This window comes from Bradyrhizobium sp. CCBAU 53415 (assembly GCF_028128735.1).
Classification (GTDB): Bacteria; Pseudomonadota; Alphaproteobacteria; order Rhizobiales; family Xanthobacteraceae; genus Bradyrhizobium.
Window position 1 is genome coordinate 1,122,324 of sequence record NZ_LBJF01000001.1, and the last position, 19,378, is coordinate 1,141,701.

20 protein-coding genes are annotated in these 19,378 nt (G+C 64.0%); 13 read left to right on the forward strand and 7 right to left on the reverse strand.

The features are described 5' to 3' along the window. The first annotated feature begins 1 nt into the window (after position 1). Positions 2–1,228, forward strand: a complete 1,227-nt coding sequence (locus XH87_RS05200) for a cyclic nucleotide-gated ion channel (RefSeq protein ID WP_271586406.1) — start codon at positions 2–4, stop codon at positions 1,226–1,228. Between the two features lie 80 nt (positions 1,229–1,308). Here XH87_RS05200 and XH87_RS05205 read toward each other — a convergent pair whose 3' ends face one another. Beyond that, positions 1,309–2,523 (reverse strand): NADP-dependent isocitrate dehydrogenase, encoded by a 1,215-nt coding sequence (locus tag XH87_RS05205; protein WP_271586407.1) that lies wholly within the window; start codon positions 2,521–2,523, stop codon positions 1,309–1,311. 327 nt (positions 2,524–2,850) lie between these two features. On the opposite strand from XH87_RS05205, the gene XH87_RS05210 reads away from it, so the two are divergent. Both XH87_RS05210 and XH87_RS05215 read left to right on the forward strand, forming a co-directional pair. Next, positions 2,851–4,059, forward strand: coding sequence for a TrmJ/YjtD family RNA methyltransferase (locus XH87_RS05210; RefSeq protein WP_271586408.1), 1,209 nt, complete (start codon positions 2,851–2,853; stop codon positions 4,057–4,059). A gap of 160 nt (positions 4,060–4,219) precedes the next feature. Next, positions 4,220–4,687 (forward strand): DoxX family protein, encoded by a 468-nt coding sequence (locus XH87_RS05215; RefSeq protein ID WP_271586409.1) that lies wholly within the window; start codon positions 4,220–4,222, stop codon positions 4,685–4,687. Between the two features lie 6 nt (positions 4,688–4,693). On the opposite strand, the gene XH87_RS05220 is transcribed toward XH87_RS05215, so the two are convergent. Both XH87_RS05220 and XH87_RS05225 read right to left on the reverse strand, forming a co-directional pair. Further along, positions 4,694–4,843 (reverse strand): hypothetical protein, encoded by a 150-nt coding sequence (locus XH87_RS05220; protein WP_194393097.1) that lies wholly within the window; start codon positions 4,841–4,843, stop codon positions 4,694–4,696. 410 nt (positions 4,844–5,253) lie between these two features. Then, on the reverse strand, positions 5,254–5,907 hold the full coding sequence (locus XH87_RS05225) for a TetR/AcrR family transcriptional regulator (protein WP_271586410.1): 654 nt from the start codon (positions 5,905–5,907) through the stop codon (positions 5,254–5,256). A 247-nt stretch (positions 5,908–6,154) separates the two neighbouring features. On the opposite strand from XH87_RS05225, the gene XH87_RS05230 reads away from it, so the two are divergent. The 3 genes from XH87_RS05230 to XH87_RS05240 are packed head-to-tail and all read left to right on the forward strand — an operon-like array spanning position 6,155 to position 8,801. Next, complete coding sequence (locus XH87_RS05230) at positions 6,155–6,697, forward strand: OsmC family protein (protein WP_158669802.1); 543 nt, start codon at positions 6,155–6,157, stop codon at positions 6,695–6,697. A gap of 31 nt (positions 6,698–6,728) precedes the next feature. Then, positions 6,729–7,862, forward strand: coding sequence for an acyl-CoA dehydrogenase family protein (locus tag XH87_RS05235; RefSeq protein ID WP_271586411.1), 1,134 nt, complete (start codon positions 6,729–6,731; stop codon positions 7,860–7,862). Between the two features lie 60 nt (positions 7,863–7,922). After that, complete coding sequence (locus XH87_RS05240; protein ID WP_035707531.1) at positions 7,923–8,801, forward strand: sulfurtransferase; 879 nt, start codon at positions 7,923–7,925, stop codon at positions 8,799–8,801. A gap of 117 nt (positions 8,802–8,918) precedes the next feature. Here XH87_RS05240 and XH87_RS05245 read toward each other — a convergent pair whose 3' ends face one another. Then, positions 8,919–10,865, reverse strand: coding sequence for a sigma 54-interacting transcriptional regulator (locus XH87_RS05245; protein WP_271586412.1), 1,947 nt, complete (start codon positions 10,863–10,865; stop codon positions 8,919–8,921). A 160-nt stretch (positions 10,866–11,025) separates the two neighbouring features. Here XH87_RS05245 and XH87_RS05250 point away from each other — a divergent pair, with 160 nt between their 5' ends. The 4 genes from XH87_RS05250 (at position 11,026) to cynS (ending at position 14,998) form a co-directional block, all read left to right on the forward strand. Next, positions 11,026–12,408 (forward strand): CmpA/NrtA family ABC transporter substrate-binding protein, encoded by a 1,383-nt coding sequence (locus XH87_RS05250; RefSeq protein WP_271586413.1) that lies wholly within the window; start codon positions 11,026–11,028, stop codon positions 12,406–12,408. Positions 12,409–12,583: 175 nt separating this feature from the next. Further along, positions 12,584–13,423, forward strand: coding sequence for a nitrate ABC transporter permease (gene ntrB, locus XH87_RS05255; RefSeq protein WP_271586414.1), 840 nt, complete (start codon positions 12,584–12,586; stop codon positions 13,421–13,423). Positions 13,424–13,576: 153 nt separating this feature from the next. Next, positions 13,577–14,500 carry an ABC transporter ATP-binding protein gene (locus XH87_RS05260; RefSeq protein WP_271586415.1) on the forward strand — a complete coding sequence of 308 codons (924 nt, stop codon included), beginning with the start codon at positions 13,577–13,579 and terminating at the stop codon, positions 14,498–14,500. A 15-nt stretch (positions 14,501–14,515) separates the two neighbouring features. After that, on the forward strand, positions 14,516–14,998 hold the full coding sequence (cynS, locus tag XH87_RS05265; RefSeq protein WP_271586416.1) for a cyanase: 483 nt from the start codon (positions 14,516–14,518) through the stop codon (positions 14,996–14,998). 98 nt (positions 14,999–15,096) lie between these two features. Here the strand turns inward: cynS and XH87_RS05270 are convergent, their stop codons facing one another. Continuing rightward, a complete protein-coding gene (locus XH87_RS05270) occupies positions 15,097–15,420 on the reverse strand; it encodes a DUF1476 domain-containing protein (RefSeq protein ID WP_271586417.1) in 324 nt (107 codons plus the stop codon). Positions 15,421–15,743: 323 nt separating this feature from the next. Here XH87_RS05270 and purC point away from each other — a divergent pair, with 323 nt between their 5' ends. Continuing rightward, on the forward strand, positions 15,744–16,511 hold the full coding sequence (purC, locus tag XH87_RS05275) for a phosphoribosylaminoimidazolesuccinocarboxamide synthase (protein ID WP_173015815.1): 768 nt from the start codon (positions 15,744–15,746) through the stop codon (positions 16,509–16,511). Between the two features lie 14 nt (positions 16,512–16,525). Beyond that, the gene (gene purS / locus XH87_RS05280; RefSeq protein WP_158669795.1) at positions 16,526–16,768 is read left to right on the forward strand and encodes a phosphoribosylformylglycinamidine synthase subunit PurS; all 243 of its coding nucleotides are present in this window, start codon (positions 16,526–16,528) and stop codon (positions 16,766–16,768) included. Between the two features lie 203 nt (positions 16,769–16,971). Here the strand turns inward: purS and XH87_RS05285 are convergent, their stop codons facing one another. Further along, complete coding sequence (locus XH87_RS05285; protein ID WP_158669793.1) at positions 16,972–17,988, reverse strand: magnesium and cobalt transport protein CorA; 1,017 nt, start codon at positions 17,986–17,988, stop codon at positions 16,972–16,974. Positions 17,989–18,156: 168 nt separating this feature from the next. Here XH87_RS05285 and purQ point away from each other — a divergent pair, with 168 nt between their 5' ends. Further along, a complete protein-coding gene (purQ, locus tag XH87_RS05290; protein ID WP_271586418.1) occupies positions 18,157–18,858 on the forward strand; it encodes a phosphoribosylformylglycinamidine synthase subunit PurQ in 702 nt (233 codons plus the stop codon). 76 nt (positions 18,859–18,934) lie between these two features. Here purQ and XH87_RS05295 read toward each other — a convergent pair whose 3' ends face one another. Further along, complete coding sequence (locus tag XH87_RS05295) at positions 18,935–19,360, reverse strand: GFA family protein (RefSeq protein WP_271586419.1); 426 nt, start codon at positions 19,358–19,360, stop codon at positions 18,935–18,937. Between the last annotated feature and the right edge of the window lie 18 nt (positions 19,361–19,378).

A 19,378-nucleotide genomic window follows, 5' to 3' on the forward strand; every position in this document is an offset into this window, starting at 1 on the left:
CATGCGCCCCGTTCCGCGAGGACGTGGGCCTCGCGATCCCAATGTGAGGGATCGCCTCTACGAATTGCTGGAGCACGATCCGCTGGCCTATTCGGCCGGGTCGCGCTTCATCCAGTTCATCATCGGCGTCGTCGTGCTCAACGTCGCCGCGATGATCCTCGCCTCGGTGCCGGAGCTCGACGACCGGTTCGGCACGCTGTTTGCGGGCATCACCGTCCTGTCCGTGATCGTGTTCGCGCTGGAATATGCCGCGCGGCTATGGACCGTGGCGGGACACACCCAGCGCAAGGGGTCGGCGCTGTCCGACCGGCTCGGCTATGCCTTCTCGGCGCTCGGCATCATCGATCTCATGGCGTTCCTGCCCGCCGCAATCGTGCTCGCCACCGGCCAGCACGCGACGCTGGCCGCGCTCGGCGTGCTGCCGTTCTTCAAGCTGATCCGCTATTCGCCGGCTATGCGTTCGCTGCTCGCCGCGGTGCATGCCGAGCGGCGGGCGCTGATCGGCTGCATCGTGATCCTGATCGGCGCGGTGCTGACCTTCGCCTCGCTGCTCTATGCCATCGAGCGCGACGTTCAGCCGGACAAGCTCGGCACCATTCCGCAGGCGATGTGGTGGGCGATCGTGACGCTCGGCACCGTCGGCTATGGCGACGTCGTGCCGGTGACGCCGCTCGGCAAGTTCGTCTCCACCTTCGCCATCATCGCCGGCTTTGCCATGATCGCGCTGCCGGTCGCGATCATCTCGACCGCGTTTGCGGAAGAGGTGAGGCGGCGCGATTTCGTCGTCACCTGGGGCATGCTGGCGCGGGTGCCGCTGTTCTCGCACCTGTCGGCCACGGAGATCGCCGACATCATGCGGCTGCTCAGGGCACGCACCATCGAGCAGGGCGAGATTCTGGTGCGGCGGGGCGATGTTGCCTCGTCGATGTATTTCATCACCGCCGGCGAGGTCGAGATTGCGTTGCCGAGCCAGCAGGTGCGCCTTGCCGACGGCACCTTCTTCGGCGAGATCGCGCTGCTGCACAAGACCAAGCGCAGCGGCACCGTGACGGCGACCCGCAAGACCCGGCTGCTCGTGCTCGACGCCCAGGATTTCCACGCTTTGATAGCGCGCATGCCGACGCTCGCCAAACACGTTCACAATACGGCCAAGGCGAGGCTCGCCGACTCCGGCGATCTCGCGCTCGCCGAACTCGCGCAGGCGGAGAAGGAAGGCGGGGAGCGCTAAGCGGCCTCAAAAGCAAAAGGGCCGCGCCTCGAGGCGCGGCCCTTGATGATCTGGCCCAGTCGGGCGAAAGAGCGGACGGCTTACGCCGCCAGCGCCTTGGTCAGGTTTTCCGCGACCTTGTCGAGGAAGCCGGTGGTCGAGAGCCAGCGCTGGTCGGCGCCGACCAGGAGCGCGAGGTCCTTGGTCATGTAGCCGGCCTCGACGGTGTCGACGCAGACCTTCTCCAGCGTGGCGGCGAACTTGGCGAGCTCGGCATTGTTGTCGAGCTTGGCGCGGTGCGACAGGCCGCGGGTCCAGGCGAAGATCGACGCGATCGAGTTGGTCGAGGTCTCCTTGCCCTTCTGGTGCTCGCGGTAGTGGCGGGTCACCGTGCCATGGGCGGCTTCGGCCTCGACGGTCTTGCCGTCGGGGGTGAGCAGCACCGAGGTCATCAGGCCGAGCGAGCCGTAGCCCTGCGCGACCGTGTCGGACTGCACGTCGCCGTCGTAGTTCTTGCAGGCCCAGACATAGCCGCCGGACCATTTCAGCGCCGAGGCCACCATGTCGTCGATCAGGCGGTGCTCGTAGGTCAGGCCCTTGGCGTCGAACTCCTTCTTGAACTCCTTTTCGAAGATCTCCTGGAAGATGTCCTTGAAGCGGCCGTCATAGACCTTGAGGATCGTGTTCTTGGTCGACAGGTACACCGGGTAATTACGGAGCAGGCCGTAATTGAAGGAGGCGCGGGCGAAATCGATGATGGAATCGTCGAGATTGTACATCTCCATGGCGACGCCGGCGCCGGGGGCCTTGAACACTTCCTTCTCGATCACGGTGCCGTCCTCGCCGACGAACTTCAGCGAGAGGGTGCCCTTGCCCGGGAACTTGATGTCGGTGGCGCGGTACTGGTCGCCATAGGCGTGGCGGCCGATGATGATCGGCTTGGTCCAGCCGGGAACCAGGCGCGGCACGTTCTTGCAGATGATCGGTTCGCGGAAGATCACGCCGCCGAGGATGTTGCGGATGGTGCCGTTCGGCGACTTCCACATCTGCTTGAGGTTGAATTCCTTCACCCGGGCTTCATCGGGGGTGATGGTGGCGCACTTGACGCCGACGCCGACCTTCTTGATCGCCTCGGCCGCGTCGATGGTGACCTGATCGTTGGTGTGGTCGCGGTATTCCATGCCCAGGTCGAAATACATCAGCTCGACATCCAGGAACGGGTTGATCAGCTTGTCCTTGATGTACTGCCAGATGATCCGGGTCATCTCGTCGCCATCGAGTTCGACGACGGGATTGGATACCTTGATTTTTGCCATGATCGGGGGAGCCTCTTGGGAACGGCGCTTGTGGCGCGCCACGGGAATATCCGCCGCCTCTTAGCACCGCCGCGCGGCGGGCGAAAGCCAAGGGATTATGCACTTTTAGCTCATCCAGCTTCCGCAGATGGGAAGCGGCCGGCCGGGGGCAGGGTGAGGTTTCAGGCGAGATTCAAAAGTCGAATCCAACCCGTTATTTCTCTTGAGAATTTCGTCAGGACAGGCAAACGACAGGCGAACGCGGCGGGCCGGCCAACGGCTGGCTTTGAATCAATTCCTGAGGCGGCCTTGCCAAGGCCTTGAGAGACAGTGGGAAAGCGAAGCGAGATGTCGGGGACTGACAGAAGCAAGGCGGGCCTTTCCCTCGACGGTCCCATCGTCATCCTGGTCGAGCCGCAGCTGGGTGAAAACATCGGCATGGCCGCGCGCGCCATGGGCAATTTCGCGCTTGGTGCCCTGCGCATCGTCAACCCCCGGGACGGCTGGCCCAACATCGCCGCCCAGCGCGCCGCGGCCGGCGCCGACCACATCCTGGAACGGGTCGAATTGTTCGACACGGTGGAGCAGGCGGTCGCCGACCTCGACCTGCTGTTCGCCACCACCGCGCGCCCCCACGACCAGGCCAAGCCGGTTGTCGGGCCGGAGGCGGCCGCAAGCGAGATCGCCGGGCATGTCGCCGCCGGGGGCAGGGCCGGCATCCTGTTCGGCCGGGAGCGCTGGGGCCTGACCAATGAGGAGGTCGGGCTCTCCAACCGCATCATCACCTTCCCGGTCAATCCCGGCTTTGCCTCGCTCAACCTCGCCCAGGCCGTGCTGCTGATCGGCTATGAATGGTTCAAGCGGGCCACATCCGGCGAGCTGCCGCATGCCATGCCGGAGCGGTCCGAGCGCGCCTCGCAGCACCAGATGCAGGCCTTCTTCGACAATCTCGTGCGCGAGCTCGACAAGGTCGAGTTCCTGCGGCCGGCCGAGAAGCGCGACACCATGCTGGTGAACCTGCGCAACATCTTCAGCCGGATGGAGCCGACCAAGCAGGACATGCACACCCTGCACGGCGTGATCATGGCGATCGCGGAAGGACGAAAGGGTCCGGCCAAGGGCGGCGTGCTCGATGGCGAGCAGGCGACGCGCCTGCGCGCGCTCCTGGCCGAGCACGGGCAGGGCGGCGGCGTGCCCGACAGCGGCTCCACCGTGCGCGGCCTTGCCCGCCTGCTCCGCCGCAATCCGACCGACGCCGAGCGCCTGCTCTGGCAGGCGCTGACCCGCGACCGCCGCTTCGCCGGCCAGTTCAAGCGCCAGACCCCGGTCGGTCGTCACATCCCGGACTTCGTCTCCTTCCCGCACCGGATCGCGATCGAACTGGTCAACCCGGGCGAGGGCGAGACAATTGCGGCCGACCGCGCGGGCCGGCGGACCTGGCTGGAGGCGCGGGACTATCGGGTGATCGACATACGCGCTGCGGATGTGGAGCGCGATCTCGAGACGGAGCTGGTGCGGTTGCAGGGGATGGTCGCGGAAAGATCGAGCGCTCCGTAGCAGCACGCTCAAGGCGCGTCGTACTCCACCAAGTCCCACCAATATGCGTCAACTCCGCTGCCTCTCTTGAGCGGCAGATCGGCCTGCGCGCGGCCAGAGCGCTTCGTGCAATCCGCCAATCATGGTAGGCTGGCTCTCGCCATGGAGGTGTTCAGCCGTCGTGGACAGCAAGGGGATTCTTTCAGTGAAATCCCATTTTGAGTCGCTGGCGCTCGACGAGTTCGCCACGAGGCAAGCTGGCGTACTGATCCTGATTGGCCGCATTCTGCTTGCGTGGGTATTCGTCGGAAGCTTGTACGGAGCGCTATCCAATTTCAGCGGCTCGGTGGGCTATTTCAGGTCCCTGAACCTTCCAGCACCTGAGCTGTTCACCATCACGAACATGGCCGTCGAAGCGTTGATATCCGTTGGTTTGATATTGGGTCTCGGTACGCGCTACTGCGCAGTTCTGATGTTCGCGTTCGTGTTGGCGGCGACGATAATCGCGCACCGCTACTGGGAATATCCCGCCGGTGCGCAGCAGATTGGTCAATACAACCACTTCCTGAAGAACATCTCGATCATGGGAGGCGCGATGTTGATCTTCGTCACCGGGCCGGGCCGTTTCAGCCTGGACCGGGCAACGTAGACGGCATCACTTCACGTGGGGCTTGAATGCGTCCTCGATCGCTCGACGGATACTCCTTGTGAGCGGCTTCAAAGCATCGCCCAGGAAGGCGAAGAGAAGCATCAGCCACGTCGCAAGCGCGGCACACCACAGCATGACTTCCAGTATCTCGGGCATGACGCCCTCTCGAAAAATACATTCTCTGAAATACGGCCAGTGTCGCCCAAAGGAGCCGGCACGGCAAGTCGTCCTCTGAGTGGCAGCGCGCCGGAACACTCGCATTATGCCCTCGGAGTAGCTTGCTGGTTGCGGGGTCCCTTGTCTCAATGGAAGAAGGCCACCTCTGTGGCCACGACGAGTGCGCAGGTCGGAGAGCCGGTAAGCCTGGCTGACCCGCTGGAAGCGGACACCCTCATTCGAATACCCGCGTGACCGCTGAAGGGACGAGACCGGTTGCGTTTCCCTAAAGCGCGATGCGATCAGGATGAATCGTCATCGCGCTGTAGGTTGTTGTTTAAGCGTGATCTTTTCGGAAAACCGCTGCGCACCTTTCCGGATCATGCTTCAATCTAATCGACCCTGCGGACTTACACCGCCTCCAATTGATCCGCCGCACGCTTCTTCTTCGCCTTCGCCTGGCCGAGCAGGGGAGTTGCCGTGAGTGCCGCCGTATCCGCGACGCCCGGGTCGCGTGAGATCATCGCCGCGACGATCGCGCCGTCGATGATCAGGCCGAGCTGGTGGGCCAGCACCGAGGGCTCGCTCGAGCCGAGCTCGCTGGCGAGCTTCTCGATGTGGCCGAGCACGATCTTCTTGTGCTTCAGCGCGATGTTGCGAAACTGCTTGGCGTCCTTGTCGTGCTCGCCGACCGCATTGATGAAAGGGCAGCCGTAGAAGCGCTCCTCGGCAAACCAGCTCTTCAGCGCGGGAAAGATGCGCGTGAGCTTCGCCTGCGCATCGCCGCCGCCTTGCTCCATGGCGCCGATGAACCATTCGCGCCACTGCTTGCCCTCGCTCTCCAGCACGGCGTTGACGAGATTGGTCTTGGAGCCGAACAATTTGTAGAGCGTCGTCTTCGCGGTGCCGGCCTCCTCGATGATCGCATCAATGCCGGTCGCGTTGATGCCGTTCTTGCAGAACAGATGCGACGCGGCGCTGAGCAGGCGCCCTCGCGCGGATTCATCGTCGCCGGCTCCGGCGTGGGGCGAGTTCGAATTCTTCTTCGATGACGTCTTTGCCATGAGCTGCAACTTAATCGCAGCCGCGCCGCATCAGCAAGCCGCATCTGTTTGGCGCCGAAAAGATTCGCATCCGCTCAGGCATCTGCTTCGCCCTTGAGCAGGGGAGGGCTGATCAATCCGCAGGCAGCGACGCTTAAGCGGCTCCAATGCTTCGCATTTTGTTTCTGGCCTCGTCTGGCACGCTCCATGCAAGGAAACAGACCGTTCGGTATCCTACCGATTTCCACTTCTGCCAGGGAGAAGACTGATGACTGCCGTCGTTCAAAAGACAGTGCTGACGGGGTGCCTCGCACCCATCGACAAGAATGGGCTCGAGCAACTGATCGCGAGCGGCAAGGCGAATCCGAAGGTCATCAAGACCTTGAAGTGCAAGACAATCGCGGAAGGAAAATTCCGCCACGCCAACTATATCCGCAACCTGCCGCCGTACATCGTCGACGAGCCGCCGGGTTTGCTGGGCGACGACACCGCGCCCAATCCGTCCGAAGCCTCGCTTGCCGCGCTCGGTTCCTGCCTCGCGGTCGGCCTGCATGCCAATGCCGTGCACCGCGGCTGGATCGTCAACAAGCTCGAACTGGAGCTCGAAGGCGATCTCAACATCACCGCGGTTTGGGGCACGGGCGACACCTCCGACAAGCCGGTCGGATTCACCGATGTCCGCGTCAAGGTCGACATGGAATGCGAGGGCGTCTCGCCGGACGAGATCAACGCGCTGGTGGCTCATGTGAAGAAATGGTCGCCGGTCGCCAACACCTTCACCCGCCCGGTCAATCTCGAGGTCGGCATCTAGCTGCAGGCAGGACAAGGTGCGGGAGACGATCATGGGTTCACTGGCTTTATCGCGGGCCGCAGTTCTGGATCAGCCCGCACCGTCCATTGTGGGCGAGGTGGCGCGGATCGCGCGCGAGCAGCTCGCGCCGCTCGCCGCTGGCATCGACGACGGTACGGTCTATCCGGCCGAGGTGCTGCGCAGGTTCGGTGTGGTCGGGGCGTGGGGCAGTCACGTGCCCCACGAAGGCCCGGCGGATCTGCGCTGCGCCATCCAGGCGATGGCGGCGATTGGGGAAGTCTGCGGGGCCACGGCCTTCATGGCCTGGTGCCAGGACACCCTGGTCTGGTACGCGGCGAACTCGACGAATCTGAAGCTCGCCAAGCGCTTCGGCGATGCCTTCTCGACCGGGCGCGTGCTCGGCGGCACCGGACTTTCCAACCCGATGAAGAGCTTCTTCGGCATCGAGAAATTGAAGCTGAAGGGGCGCAAGGTCGATGGCGGCTATATCGTGCGTGGCGCGCTGCCCTGGGTCTCCAATCTCGGCCCGGATCATTATTTCGGCACGATCTTCGAGCGCGAGGACGATCAGGGCATCGCAAAAGGCGAGCCCGGCACGGTTATGTTCCTGGCCGACTGCTCGGACCCTGCGATCACGCTGACGCCGTGCAAGCCGTTCCTCGCCATGGACGGCACCGGCACCTACGGGGTGCAGTTCCGCGACGCCTTCGTGCCGGACGAGCTGATCCTGGCCGATCCCGCAGGGCCCTTCGTCAAGAAGATCCGCGCCGGCTTCATCCTGCTTCAGGCCGGCATGGCGCTCGGCCTCATCAAGGATTGCATCAACATCATGGACGAGGTCGACAGTCCTCTCGGCCATATCAACCGCTATCTGCCGCAGCAGCCGGTGCATTTCCGCGATCTCGCCACCGAGCTCGAGGCCGAGACCATGGCGCTGGCGCGCGATCCCTACAATGAGGAGGAAACCTACTGGCGCAAGGTGATTGCGCTGCGGCTTCGCGCCGGCGAGGCCAGCGTCGCGGCGGCGCATGCGGCGATGCTGCATTGTGGCGCGCGCGGCTACCTGAAGAGCCACCGCGCGCAGCGGCGCATGCGCGAGGCCTATTTCGTCGCGATCGTCACGCCTGCCACCAAGCAGCTGCGCAAGATGCTCGCGGATTCCTGAGCTTCACGAGTCCACCCCAAGACGACCCTGAAGACCCCCAACCTCAACGGAGAGGCTGCCATGACTGACGTCCTGATCACTGCCGTCGAACTTGCCGATCTCTTGAAGAGCGAACCGTGTGTCGTCATCGACACCCGCAATCCTGACGCTTATGCCGCCGGGCATCTTCCGAACGCCGTCAACGTCCATGAGATCTTCACCTTCCTCGCGACCTCGACGCCCGAGGGGATGACTGAGCTGAAGACGAAGTTTGCCGACGCGTTCGGTGCGGCCGGTCTGTCCGGCAAGGAGACTGCGGTGATCTACGAGCAGTCGATGAACTCGGGCTTCGGTCAGTCCTGCCGCGGCTACTACCTGCTCACCATGCTCGGCTATCCCAAGGTGAAGGTGCTGCATGGCGGTTTCGATGCCTGGTCGGCCGCGGGCTTCCCGGTGACGAAGGACGTGCCGGCACCGGCACAGGCATCGTTCGCGATCGTGCCGGAGGCGGGCGAGATCCTGATCGACGCCAAGACCATGCTCGGCGCGGTCGGCAAGCCCGGCATCGCCATCCTCGACGTGCGCGACGTCGACGAGTGGATCGGCGACAGCTCTTCTCCCTACGGGAAGGATTTCTGCCCGCGCAAGGGCCGCATTCCCGGCGCGGTGTGGCTGGAATGGTATCGGATGATGAAGCCGACCGCCGAGGGCCCGCGCTTCAAGTCCAAGGACGAGATTCTGGCCGAATGCGCCACGGTCGGCATCTCGCAGACCACGCCGGTCTATCTCTACTGCTTCAAGGGGGCACGCGCTTCGAACACGTTCCTGGCACTGAAGAACGCGGGCGTGAAGGACGTGCGGATGTATTTCGGCTCCTGGAACGAATGGTCGCGCGATCCCTCGCTGCCGATCGAGCAGGGGCTGCCGATTGCAGCTGACGTGACGACCAAGGCGGCCTGAGCAAGCGCCTCGTCCTTCGAGACGACCGCTTCGCGGTCTCCTCAGGATGAGGCTAAGCGGCAACGGTGCCTGTTGAAACTGCTGCCGCGCACTCCGCCCTCATCCTGAGGAGACCGCCTAGAGCGGGCGTCTCGAAGGATGGGCCGCTTGCGGACGAGGCGTAATTCCCAGCGCCTTGATCCGCGAGGCGAGCGTAGTCGGCTTGATATCGAGCATTTCGGCGGCGCCGCCGGGACCGAAGACTTTTCCGGCGCAGGCCTCGAGTGCGGCGAGAATGTTGCCGCGCTCGTGGTCGCGCATCTCAGATGAGGTCATGACCGCCGGGCGCGCATCGGCCTTCGGGCGCGCGGCGCCGGGCGGAACTTGCGCGCCGGAGGCGTCAGGCAGATCGATGCGCAGGCGGCCGTTCTGGGACAGGATCGCAGCGCGCTCGATCACGTTCTGCAATTCGCGGACATTGCCGGGCCAGTCGTAGCGGGTCAGCCGCCGCGCATCGCCCTCCGACAGACGCAGGTTCGACTTCAGCGCCTTGCCCTCGCGCGTCAGGAAGTGTTGGGCGAGCAACGGAATGTCCTCGCGCCGTTCGCGCAAGGGCACGGTCTCGATCGGAAACACGTTGAGGCGGAAATAGAGGTCCTCGCGGAAACGGCCGCGCTGCACCTCCTGCTTGAGGTCGCGGTTGGTCGCGGCGATGACGCGGACGTCGACCGCGCGGGTGCGCGCCTCGCCGACACGCTCGAAATGGCCCTCCTGCAACACGCGCAGCAGCTTGCCCTGGAGCTCGATCGGAATTTCGCCGACCTCGTCCAGGAACAGCGTGCCGCCGTTGGCGAGCTCGAAGCGGCCGATACGGTCGCGGGTCGCGCCGGTGAAGGCGCCACGGACATGGCCGAAGAACTCGCTCTCGAACAATTCGCGCGGGATCGCGGCGCAGTTGACGCGGATCAGCGGCCGGTCGCTGCGGGTGGAATCCTCGTGGATGGCGCGCGCGATCAGCTCCTTGCCGGTGCCGGATTCGCCGGTGATCATCACCGCCGCCGTGGTCGGCGCCACCAGCTTGACCTGGCGAAGCGTCTTCTGGATCGCCTCGCTTCCACCGATGATGCCGCGCGGATTGGTCTCGATCCGGATCTCCTCCTGCAGGTATGCATTTTCCAATTCCAGCCGCTCGCGCAGGCGATCGACTTCGGCAAGTGCCGCATGCAGCTTCTCGTCGGCCTCGCGGCGCTGGCTGACATCGCGAAACACGACGACCGCGCCGACGACCACGCCGCGGTCGCGGATCGGGGTCGAGGTGTATTCGACCCAGGCGGGCGAGCCGTCCTTGCGCCAAAACACCTCGCCGTCGACCTGATGGACGGCGCCGTCGCGGAACGCCGCATAAATCGGGCAGTCGTGATCGGGATAATGGCGGCCGTCGTGGTGGGTGTGGTGCACGATCGGGTGGATCTCCTTGCCGACCAGCTCTTCGGCGGTCCAGCCCAGCATCCGCTCCGCCGCGGGGTTCACGAAGGTGGTCTTTCCTTCCGCGTTCACGCCATAGATGCCTTCGCCGGCGGCGCGCAGGATCAGCTGGTTCTCGCGCTCGATGTCCTGGAACACGCGCTCCACCCGCTGCCAGGTCGAGATGCCGCTGCGCATGTGATCTTCGGCGGCGGCATCGACATTGCGCCGGCGGCGCGCGTCGAGATCGGTCAGCGTGAGCAGCAGCAGCGAGCGCCCGTCATGCGGTAGCCGGCAACCGGCATATTCGAGCCGGAGATTTTGCCCGGTCGCATGGCGGGGATTGAGGGCCGTGGTCCAGTAGGCGCCCTTGTGCAGCACGGCCTGGGTGAAGACGGTGAGGGCTGGAAGCTCGCCGGCGTGCAGCGTGCTGGCCCTGGTCTGCCGCAGCAGGGCGCGGTCGTAGCCGAGCAGGGCGCAGGCAGCGGGATTAGCATCGACGATCTGGTCGCCGAAGGGGTCGATCAGCAGCGTCGCCTCGACCGAGGATTCGAAGGCTGCGATGCGCGGGTCGATGGCGGGGGCCGCATCATCGTGGACGGGCATTGGCGTCGTTGCCATTGCGAGATCTCGTAATTGAGCTACGAAATCTCGTTTATCACGAGTTTTCGTAGCGACCAAGCGTCGTGGAAAGTGCTGCGTCATCAAGGCACTGACGGATCCGGCGGCCGTGGCATGCTCCTTGCGTAATTCTTCCTCGCAATGACGCGCAGGAGGGCCGATGTCCACGTTCGACAATTCGTTTGATCCCGACCGCAACCTTCGAGCCGGCTGCGCCTGTGGCCAGCATCGTTCGGCCCTGGAGCACGAGCAGGCAGAGTCGGCCCTGAGCTGCGAACACATCGAAAGCGACGACAAGCGCTACGAAGGTGTCGTCGCGTCCGCGGTGATGCGCGCGATGTTTCCGCAAGATATGGCGCGCCGCGCCTTCCTGAAATCGGTCGGTGCGTCGACCGCGCTTGCGGCGCTGTCGCAGTTCTTCCCGCTTCAGACCGCGACCGAAGTATTCGCGCAAGGAGGCGCGCCCGAGAAAAAGGACCTCAAGGTCGGCTTCATCCCGATCACCTGCGCGACGCCCATCATCATGGCGGCGCCGCTCGGCTTCTATTCGAAGCACGGCCTCAACGTCGAAGTGGTCAAGACCGCGGGATGGGCCGTAGTCCGCGACAAGACCATCAACAAGGAATACGACGCCGCGCACATGCTGGCGCCGATGCCGCTCGCGATCTCGCTCGGCCTCGGCTCGAACGCCATTCCCTTCGCCGTCCCCGCGATCGAAAACATCAACGGGCAGGGCATCACGCTTGCGATGAAGCACAAGGACAAGCGCGACCCGAAAAGCTGGAAGGGAATGAAGTTCGCCATTCCCTTCGACTATTCCATGCACAACTATCTGCTGCGCTATTATCTCGCCGAGCACGGCATCGACCCTGATACCGACGTGCAGCTGCGCTCGGTGCCACCGCCCGAAATGGTCGCGAACCTGCGCGCCGACAACATCGACGGCTTCCTCGCCCCCGACAACATCTGCCAGCGCGCGATCTATGACGGCGTCGGCTTCATGCACATATTGTCCAAGGAGATCTGGGACGGTCATCCCTGCTGCAGCTTCGCCGCCAGCCGCGAATTCATCACGACCGCGCCGAACAGCTTTGCGGCGCTGACGCGAGCCATCGTCGATGCCACCGCCTATGCGTCCAAGGCCGAGAACCGCAAGCAGATCGCGGAAGCGATCGCGCCGGCCAACTACATCAACGCGCCCGTCACGGTGCTGGAGCAGGTCTTGACCGGCACCTACGCCGACGGCCTCGGCGGGGTGAAGACCGATCCCAAGCGCGTCGACTTCGATCCGTTCCCCTGGCAGTCCTTTGCAGTGTGGATGCTGACGCAGATGAAGCGCTGGGGCCAGATCAAGGGCGACGTCGACTACAAGGCGATCGCCGAGCAGGTGTACCTCGCCACCGACACCAAGAAGCTGATGACCGAGATGGGGCTTTCGCCGCCTGCAAGCGCCTACAAATCGTTCGCGGTGATGGGAAAGACGTTCGATCCGGCCAAGCCGGAGGACTATCTGGCGGGCTTCAAGATCAGGAAGGCGTCGTGATGATGGGCGCCGATCTCGTGTCCCGGACGCGATGCAGCACTCCCGGCGATGCGAAGCATCGTCCGGTGTGCTGCTTCGCAGAGCCGGGACCCAGTCGGGCCGCATGGGTCCCGGTTCTGCGTCGCACAGCTTCGCGCTGCGCCGCGCCCGGGACACGATACCTGGGATATACGAGATGAACAGCTCCCTCCGTCTCCGTGCCGGCCTCGTCTCCATCGTGCTGCTCGCCGCGTTTCTCGGCGTCTGGCACCTCGCCACGCGCTCGACTGCGCCGGTGACGACGATGAGCCCGGAATACGCCAAGCTGATGGGGCTGACCGCGACGCAGGGCAAATCGGCGATGCCCGGACCGCTCGATGTCGGCGCCAAGCTCTGGGACCATCTGAAGCGGCCGTTCTACGACAATGGGCCGAACGACAAGGGGCTCGGAATCCAGCTCGGCTATTCCATCGCGCGAGTCGGCGCCGGCTATCTGCTCGCCGTGCTCGTCGCCATCCCGCTCGGCTTCCTGATCGGCATGTCGCCGCTGCTGAGCAAGGCGCTCGATCCCTTCATCCAGGTGCTGAAGCCGATCTCGCCGCTGGCCTGGATGCCGCTCGCGCTCTACACCATCAAGGATTCCTCGGTCTCGGCGATCTTCGTCATCTTCATCTGCTCGATCTGGCCGATGCTGCTCAACACCGTGTTCGGCGTCGCCAGCGTGCGCAGGGAATGGATCAACGTCGCGCGCACGCTCGAGGTCGGGACCGTCAGGCGCGCCTTCACCGTGATCCTGCCGGCGGCGGCGCCGACGATCCTGACCGGCATGCGCATCTCGATCGGGATTGCCTGGCTCGTGATCGTCGCCGCCGAAATGCTCGTCGGCGGCACCGGCATCGGCTATTTCGTCTGGAACGAGTGGAATAATCTGTCGATCACCAACGTCATCATCGCGATCCTGCTCATCGGGGTCGTCGGCATGCTGCTCGACCAGATCCTGGCGCGCTTCACGCGCATGGTCACGTTTCCGGAGTAGGGCGATGGCGACGACACAGACTCAGCCGTGTCCCGGACGCACTGCGGCGCGAAGTGCCGCTGTGCAGAGCCGGGACCCATTGCCGCAACATGGGTCCCGGTTCTGCGGCGCACCACTGCGTGGCGCACCGCGCCCGGGACACGAGATTTACACATGACCGACAAATTCGTCTCCATCGAAGGCATCGCCAAGCGTTATCCCGGCGCGGGCGGCGCCACGACAACCGTGTTCGAGAACCTGTGGCTCTCGATGGCGCGGGGCGAGTTCGCTTGCGTGATCGGCCATTCCGGCTGCGGCAAGACCACGGTGCTCAACATCCTCGCCGGCCTCGATGCGCCGAGCGAGGGCGCCGTCATCGTCGACGGGCAGGCGATTTCGGGCACCAGCCTCGACCGCGCCGTGATCTTCCAGAGCCACGCGCTCTTGCCCTGGCGCACCGTGCTCGGCAACGTCGCCTATGCCGTGAGCTCGAAATGGCGGAGCTGGGATCGCGCCAAGGTGAGGGCGCACGCGCAGACTTTCATCGATCTCGTTGGACTGACAGGTTCGGAGCACAAGCGTCCGTCGGAGCTGTCGGGCGGCATGAAGCAGCGCGTCGGCATCGCGCGGGCGCTGTCGATCACGCCGAAGATGATGCTGATGGACGAGCCGTTCTCCGCGCTCGACGCGCTGACGCGCGGCACGCTCCAGGACGAGGTGCGGCGCATATGCCTCGAGACCGGGCAGACCGCGTTCATGATCACCCATGACGTCGACGAGGCGATCTATCTCGCCGACAAGATTTTCCTGATGACCAACGGTCCAGGGGCGGTGCTGGCCGAGGTCGTCGAGAACCCGCTGCCTCGAGATCGCGGCCGCATCGATCTGCACCGCCATCCGCTCTACTACGCCTTGCGCAACCACATCATCGATTTCCTGGTGACGCGCAGCAAGACCTTTGCCGCCGAGACACCCGATCACGATCCGCGCAACGTGCCGTTGGTGCCCATCGGCAAGCCCGGCCTTTCAATCGCATCGACCGGCGAAGAGCCACGACAGACCTGGATGCCGGGGACAAATCCCGGATTGAGCGCCTAGCAAGGAGACCCTGACATGAAACGCGAAGACCTCACTGAGAAGCTGCTCGACATCAAGCGCGAGAAGGGCTGGAGCTGGAAGCACATCTGCGAGAAGATCGGCGGCTATTCCGAAGTGCTGATCGTCGGCGCCATCCTCGGCCAGATGAAATTGACGAAGCCGCAGGCCGCCAATGCCGGCGAACTGTTCGGCCTGTCGAAGGCCGAAGTCGCCATGCTCAACGAGACGCCGATGCGCGGCATGCCCATGCCTCCGACTGATCCCCTGATCTACCGCTTCTATGAACTGGTGATGGTGAACGGCCCGGCCTGGAAGGCCTTGATCGAGGAGGAGTACGGCGACGGCATCATGTCGGCGATCGATTTCGACATGGTGATGGAGAGGCAGCCGAATCCGAAGGGCGACCGCGTCAAGCTCACGATGTCGGGCAAGTTCCTGCCGTACAAATATTACGGTGCCAGCGGCAACGTGCCGGAATACGGCTTCAAGGAGGAGTGAGCTAGACCCTTGTCATTCCGGGGCGATGCAAAGCATCGAACCCGGAATCTCGAGATTCCGGGGCCGCGCTGGCGCGCGTCCCGGAATGACATTTCGTGTCACTTCCCCGCCTTCACCTCGGCGGCGGCCACCGCGAGCAGCTCGCTCATCTTGGCGCGAATCGCCTGCTCGGTGACGGCGACGTTCCTGGCGGCGAAATCGGCCGTCAGCTTGCGCATGACGTCGGCATCGCCGGCCTCCTCGAAATCCGACGCGACCACCTCCTTGGCATAGGCGGTGGCGGCTTCACCGGTGATGCCGAGCTTTTCGGCCGCCCACAGGCCGAGCAGCCGGTTGCGGCGGGCCTCCGCCTTGAACTTCTGCTCCTCGTCGAGGGCGAACTTCTTCTCGAAACCTTCCTGGCGCTTGTCGAACCCGCTCATGCCTTGTTCCAAATCCCCTGCTGAATGGCGCGGGAGCCTTCCGTTGCGGCGACCCGGCTGGATGCCTACATAGATAGCACCAATCGGCAAAACAACGGGCCGTTAAGCCGCAGGCAAGACGGTATAAGTTGGCGCGGGACGGCCGGATCGATTGTGCTGGGACAGCCAATCGGATAGGTTGCCTAAAGGCTTGGTTCCCGTTCTGTTTCCAAGGGTTAATGGATGGGTTCCCGGCCGTTCACGGCAGCTCCGCTGTGGGTCGCAATCCTAGTCAACCGGAGCACACCAATTTCATGGATTTCAACAAAACACGGTACATCCCCATGAGCCGTCGGCGTCGCATTTATGAAGGCAAGGCAAAGGTTCTCTACGAAGGCCCCGAGCCCGGTACCCTGATCCAGCACTTCAAGGACGACGCCACCGCGTTCAATGCGAAAAAGCATCAGGTGATCGAGGGCAAGGGTGTCCTCAACAACCGGATCTCGGAGTACCTGTTTCAGCACCTCAACGACATCGGGGTGCCGACCCATTTCATCCGCCGTCTCAATATGCGCGAGCAGTTGATTCGCGAGGTCGAGATCGTGCCGCTCGAAGTGGTGGTGCGGAATGTCGCCGCCGGCTCGCTGTCGCAGCGCCTGGGCATCGAGGAGGGCACCCAGCTGCCCCGTTCGATCATCGAATTCTACTACAAGAACGACCAGCTCAACGACCCCATGGTGTCGGAAGAGCACATCACCGCGTTCGGGTGGGCGACGCCGCAAGAGATCGACGACATCATGGCGCTCGCCATCCGCGTCAACGATTTCCTCACCGGCCTCTTCCTGGGCATCGGCATCCGCCTCGTCGACTTCAAGATGGAGTGCGGGCGCCTGTTCGAGAACGAGATGATGCGCATCATCGTCGCCGACGAGATCTCGCCGGACAGCTGCCGTCTGTGGGATATCAAGTCGAACGAGAAGCTCGACAAGGACCGTTTCCGCAGGGATCTCGGCGGCCTGCTCGAGGCCTATACCGAAGTCGCAAAACGTCTCGGCATCCTCATGGAGAACGAGCGTCCGCAGGGCTCCGGCCCGGTGCTGGTGAAGAGCTGAGAGAGGATTTCGACGTGAAGGCACGTGTCACCGTTACCTTGAAGACGGGCATCCTCGATCCGCAAGGCAAGGCCATCGAAGGCGCGCTGAGGTCGCTCGGCGTCGACGGCGTCGCCAGCGTCCGGCAGGGCAAGGTGTTCGACATCGAGCTTGCCGGCGCCGACAAGGCCAAGGCGGAAGCGGCGCTGAAGGAAGCCGCCGACAAGCTGCTGGCGAACACCGTGATCGAGAACTACGCGATTGAGATGAAGGCGTGACAGGTGCGTAAATGCCCGACGTGACGGCAGAGATCATGTTCGAGGTGTTGAAATCGATCTAGGCGGAGCCTCGTCAGGAGATCACCAGCGTCTTTCAGGAGATCTCCGGAATTCATGCCAGGCTGGTGCGGCATGAAGGGCTCGACCGCATCGAGCACCGACTTGAATTCAGTGATGCGCCGGTCCGGTGAAGCCGACATGCTTTACAGCCATCCCGCTCTGCGAAAACGCCAGTACAGTGCGGTGCAGGCCGTCAGCATCACGCCGAGCAGCATGTAGTAGCCGTACTCCCATTCGAGCTCCGGCATGTGCTTGAAGTTCATGCCGTAGATGCCGGCGAGCGCGGTCGGGATCGCGATGATCGCCAGCCACGAGGCGAGCTTCTTCGACACCGCGGTCTCGTGGGCCTGGCCGACCAGCAGGCTCGCCTCGAAGGCGAAGGCCAGCACCTCGCGCATGGAATCGATGCGCTCCTGGATGTTGCGGACATGGTCGGTGACGTCGCGGAACAGGGGTTGCATCGTCGCGCGCACCATCGACAGCTCATCGTGCTCGAGCCGGCGGCAGACCTCCACCAGCGGCCCGATCGCGTTGCGGAGCCGTAACAGGTCACGGCGCAGCATGTAGAGCCGCTCGATCTGCGTCTTGGTGATCGCGTGCGCGAGCACGTCGTCCTCGATCTCCTCGATCTCTTCGTGAATGCTTTCCAGCACGGGCGAGTAGTTGTCGACGATGAAATCGAGGATGGCGTAGAGGATGTAGTCCTCGCCGCGCGCGAGCGCCCGCGGGCAGCTCTCGCAGCGCTCGCGCACCGGCGTATAGGAGGTCGAAGCGCCGTGGCGCACCGAGACCAGATAGCCCTCGCCGACGAAAATGTGCGTCTCGCCGAAGGCGATGCGGCCCTCGATCAATTGCGCGGTGCGCGCGACGATGAACAGGGCCTCGCCATATTGCTCGATCTTGGGTCGCTGATGGGCGTGGTTGGCGTCCTCGATCGCGAGCTCGTGGAGGTCGAACTGCTTCTGCACCGCACCGAGCAGTGCCATGTCGGGCTCGTGCAGGCCGATCCAGACCACATGGCCGGGCTTGGCCCGCCAGCTCGAGGCCTCACTGATGGCGATATTGGCGACACGCCGTCCGTCGACATAGGCGCCGGCGGCGACGACGCCCTCGGTGGGCACCGGCTCGGAGAGGGATGTGGGGAGCGACGGGACATTCATGGCTTCAATCCCGGGCTAGATCGTCAGGCAGACGTGCCGTGGCTATGGCCTGTGTACAAGGCCGCCCGGCGAGGCTAGCACTGGTAAAATTCCCGTCAAATGGCTATGTCTTTTCGCGAATTGGCCCTTTGGCCAGCCCGATTCCCGTCATCGCCGGAACCCCGAACCATGAAAGCCGCCATCCTCGTCTTTCCCGGAATCAACCGCGAGCGCGACATGGCGCGTGCCTTGAGGCTGATCTCGGGCGGCGAGCCGGCGATGGTCTGGCACGCCGAGACGTCATTGCCTGCGGGTACCGACCTCGTGGTGGTGCCGGGCGGCTTCTCCTACGGCGACTATTTGCGCTGCGGCGCCATCGCGGCACGCGCGCCGGTGATGGACGCGGTGCGCGCCTATGCGGCCGGGGGCGGCCTCGTGCTCGGCGTCTGCAACGGTTTCCAGATCCTCTGTGAATCCGGCCTGCTGCCGGGCGTCCTGATGCGTAATGCGCGGCTGAAATTCATCTGCAGGGATGTGCACCTGCGCGTCGAGCGCTCCGACACGCCCTTCACGCGCGGCTACAATGCGGGCCAGGTGATCCGCGTGCCCGTCGCGCACGGCGAGGGCAATTACGAGGCGGACGAGGAGACCATCAAGCGGCTCGAAGGCGAGGGGCGGGTGCTCTATCGCTACTGCTCGGCCGCCGGCGTGGTCGACGAGGCCGCCAACATCAACGGCGCAGCGCATTCCATCGCCGGCATCGTCAATGACAGGGGCAACGTGCTCGGCATGATGCCGCATCCGGAAAACCACGTCGAAGACATCATGGGCTGCACCGACGGCCGCGGCCTGTTCGCCGGCCTCGTCCAGCATCTGGAAAAGGCCGCGTGATCCTGCCGGTGTTGAAGCGGACGCTCGCCGCGATTGCGGCGGTGTCGTTCGCGACAGCTGCGAAAGCCATTCCGCTTTAGCCAGCCGGTATAAACCGGAGCGTGCCTGCCCGACGCGTTGGCTTGCCGGTATCGTTGGTGTGATTGACGCCATCCATGACAGGCACCTCAGTGAAATCGAACGGGCTTACTCCGTCCAGGCAGGCCACGTTGACGGCATATGATGTCGTGTCAGATCGCCGTTGATGATGCGTGTATATTCCGCAGCGAGAACAGAAGAAGTGTTGCGCCGATCCGGTATGGAAGCGGTAGGTTGTCAGCGCGTCCTCGCCCTGCAGGAACCTGATCCCACCCATTTCCGCCATGGCAACGACGGCGCCTCGCATCCGGCAGTAAGAGCAAGTGCAGCGGCGGATCGAATTGAAGCCGTCGCTGAGCGTCGCCTCGAAGCGCACCGCGCCGCAATGACACTGGCCGGCCCAAACGTTCGTGTCGCTCACCATGTTGTCTGATTCTCCTGT

Bases quoted from the DNA above. Each gene is read 5' to 3' on its own strand.
- XH87_RS05270 (WP_271586417.1), bottom strand. From the start codon at position 15,420: ATGAGCGGGTTCGACAAGCGCCAGGAAGGTTTCGAGAAGAAGTTCGCC.
- XH87_RS05240 (WP_035707531.1), top strand. From the start codon at position 7,923: ATGACTGACGTCCTGATCACTGCCGTCGAACTTGCCGATCTCTTGAAG.
- XH87_RS05225 (WP_271586410.1), bottom strand. From the start codon at position 5,907: ATGGCAAAGACGTCATCGAAGAAGAATTCGAACTCGCCCCACGCCGGA.
- XH87_RS05220 (WP_194393097.1), bottom strand. From the start codon at position 4,843: ATGCCCGAGATACTGGAAGTCATGCTGTGGTGTGCCGCGCTTGCGACG.
- XH87_RS05250 (WP_271586413.1), top strand. From the start codon at position 11,026: ATGTCCACGTTCGACAATTCGTTTGATCCCGACCGCAACCTTCGAGCC.
- XH87_RS05230 (WP_158669802.1), top strand. From the start codon at position 6,155: ATGACTGCCGTCGTTCAAAAGACAGTGCTGACGGGGTGCCTCGCACCC.
- XH87_RS05295 (WP_271586419.1), bottom strand. From the start codon at position 19,360: ATGGTGAGCGACACGAACGTTTGGGCCGGCCAGTGTCATTGCGGCGCG.
- XH87_RS05200 (WP_271586406.1), top strand. From the start codon at position 2: ATGCGCCCCGTTCCGCGAGGACGTGGGCCTCGCGATCCCAATGTGAGG.
- purC (WP_173015815.1), top strand. From the start codon at position 15,744: ATGAGCCGTCGGCGTCGCATTTATGAAGGCAAGGCAAAGGTTCTCTAC.
- XH87_RS05210 (WP_271586408.1), top strand. From the start codon at position 2,851: ATGTCGGGGACTGACAGAAGCAAGGCGGGCCTTTCCCTCGACGGTCCC.
- XH87_RS05205 (WP_271586407.1), bottom strand. From the start codon at position 2,523: ATGGCAAAAATCAAGGTATCCAATCCCGTCGTCGAACTCGATGGCGAC.
- cynS (WP_271586416.1), top strand. From the start codon at position 14,516: ATGAAACGCGAAGACCTCACTGAGAAGCTGCTCGACATCAAGCGCGAG.
- XH87_RS05285 (WP_158669793.1), bottom strand. From the start codon at position 17,988: ATGAATGTCCCGTCGCTCCCCACATCCCTCTCCGAGCCGGTGCCCACC.
- purQ (WP_271586418.1), top strand. From the start codon at position 18,157: ATGAAAGCCGCCATCCTCGTCTTTCCCGGAATCAACCGCGAGCGCGAC.
- XH87_RS05260 (WP_271586415.1), top strand. From the start codon at position 13,577: ATGACCGACAAATTCGTCTCCATCGAAGGCATCGCCAAGCGTTATCCC.
- XH87_RS05235 (WP_271586411.1), top strand. From the start codon at position 6,729: ATGGGTTCACTGGCTTTATCGCGGGCCGCAGTTCTGGATCAGCCCGCA.
- XH87_RS05245 (WP_271586412.1), bottom strand. From the start codon at position 10,865: ATGGCAACGACGCCAATGCCCGTCCACGATGATGCGGCCCCCGCCATC.
- ntrB (WP_271586414.1), top strand. From the start codon at position 12,584: ATGAACAGCTCCCTCCGTCTCCGTGCCGGCCTCGTCTCCATCGTGCTG.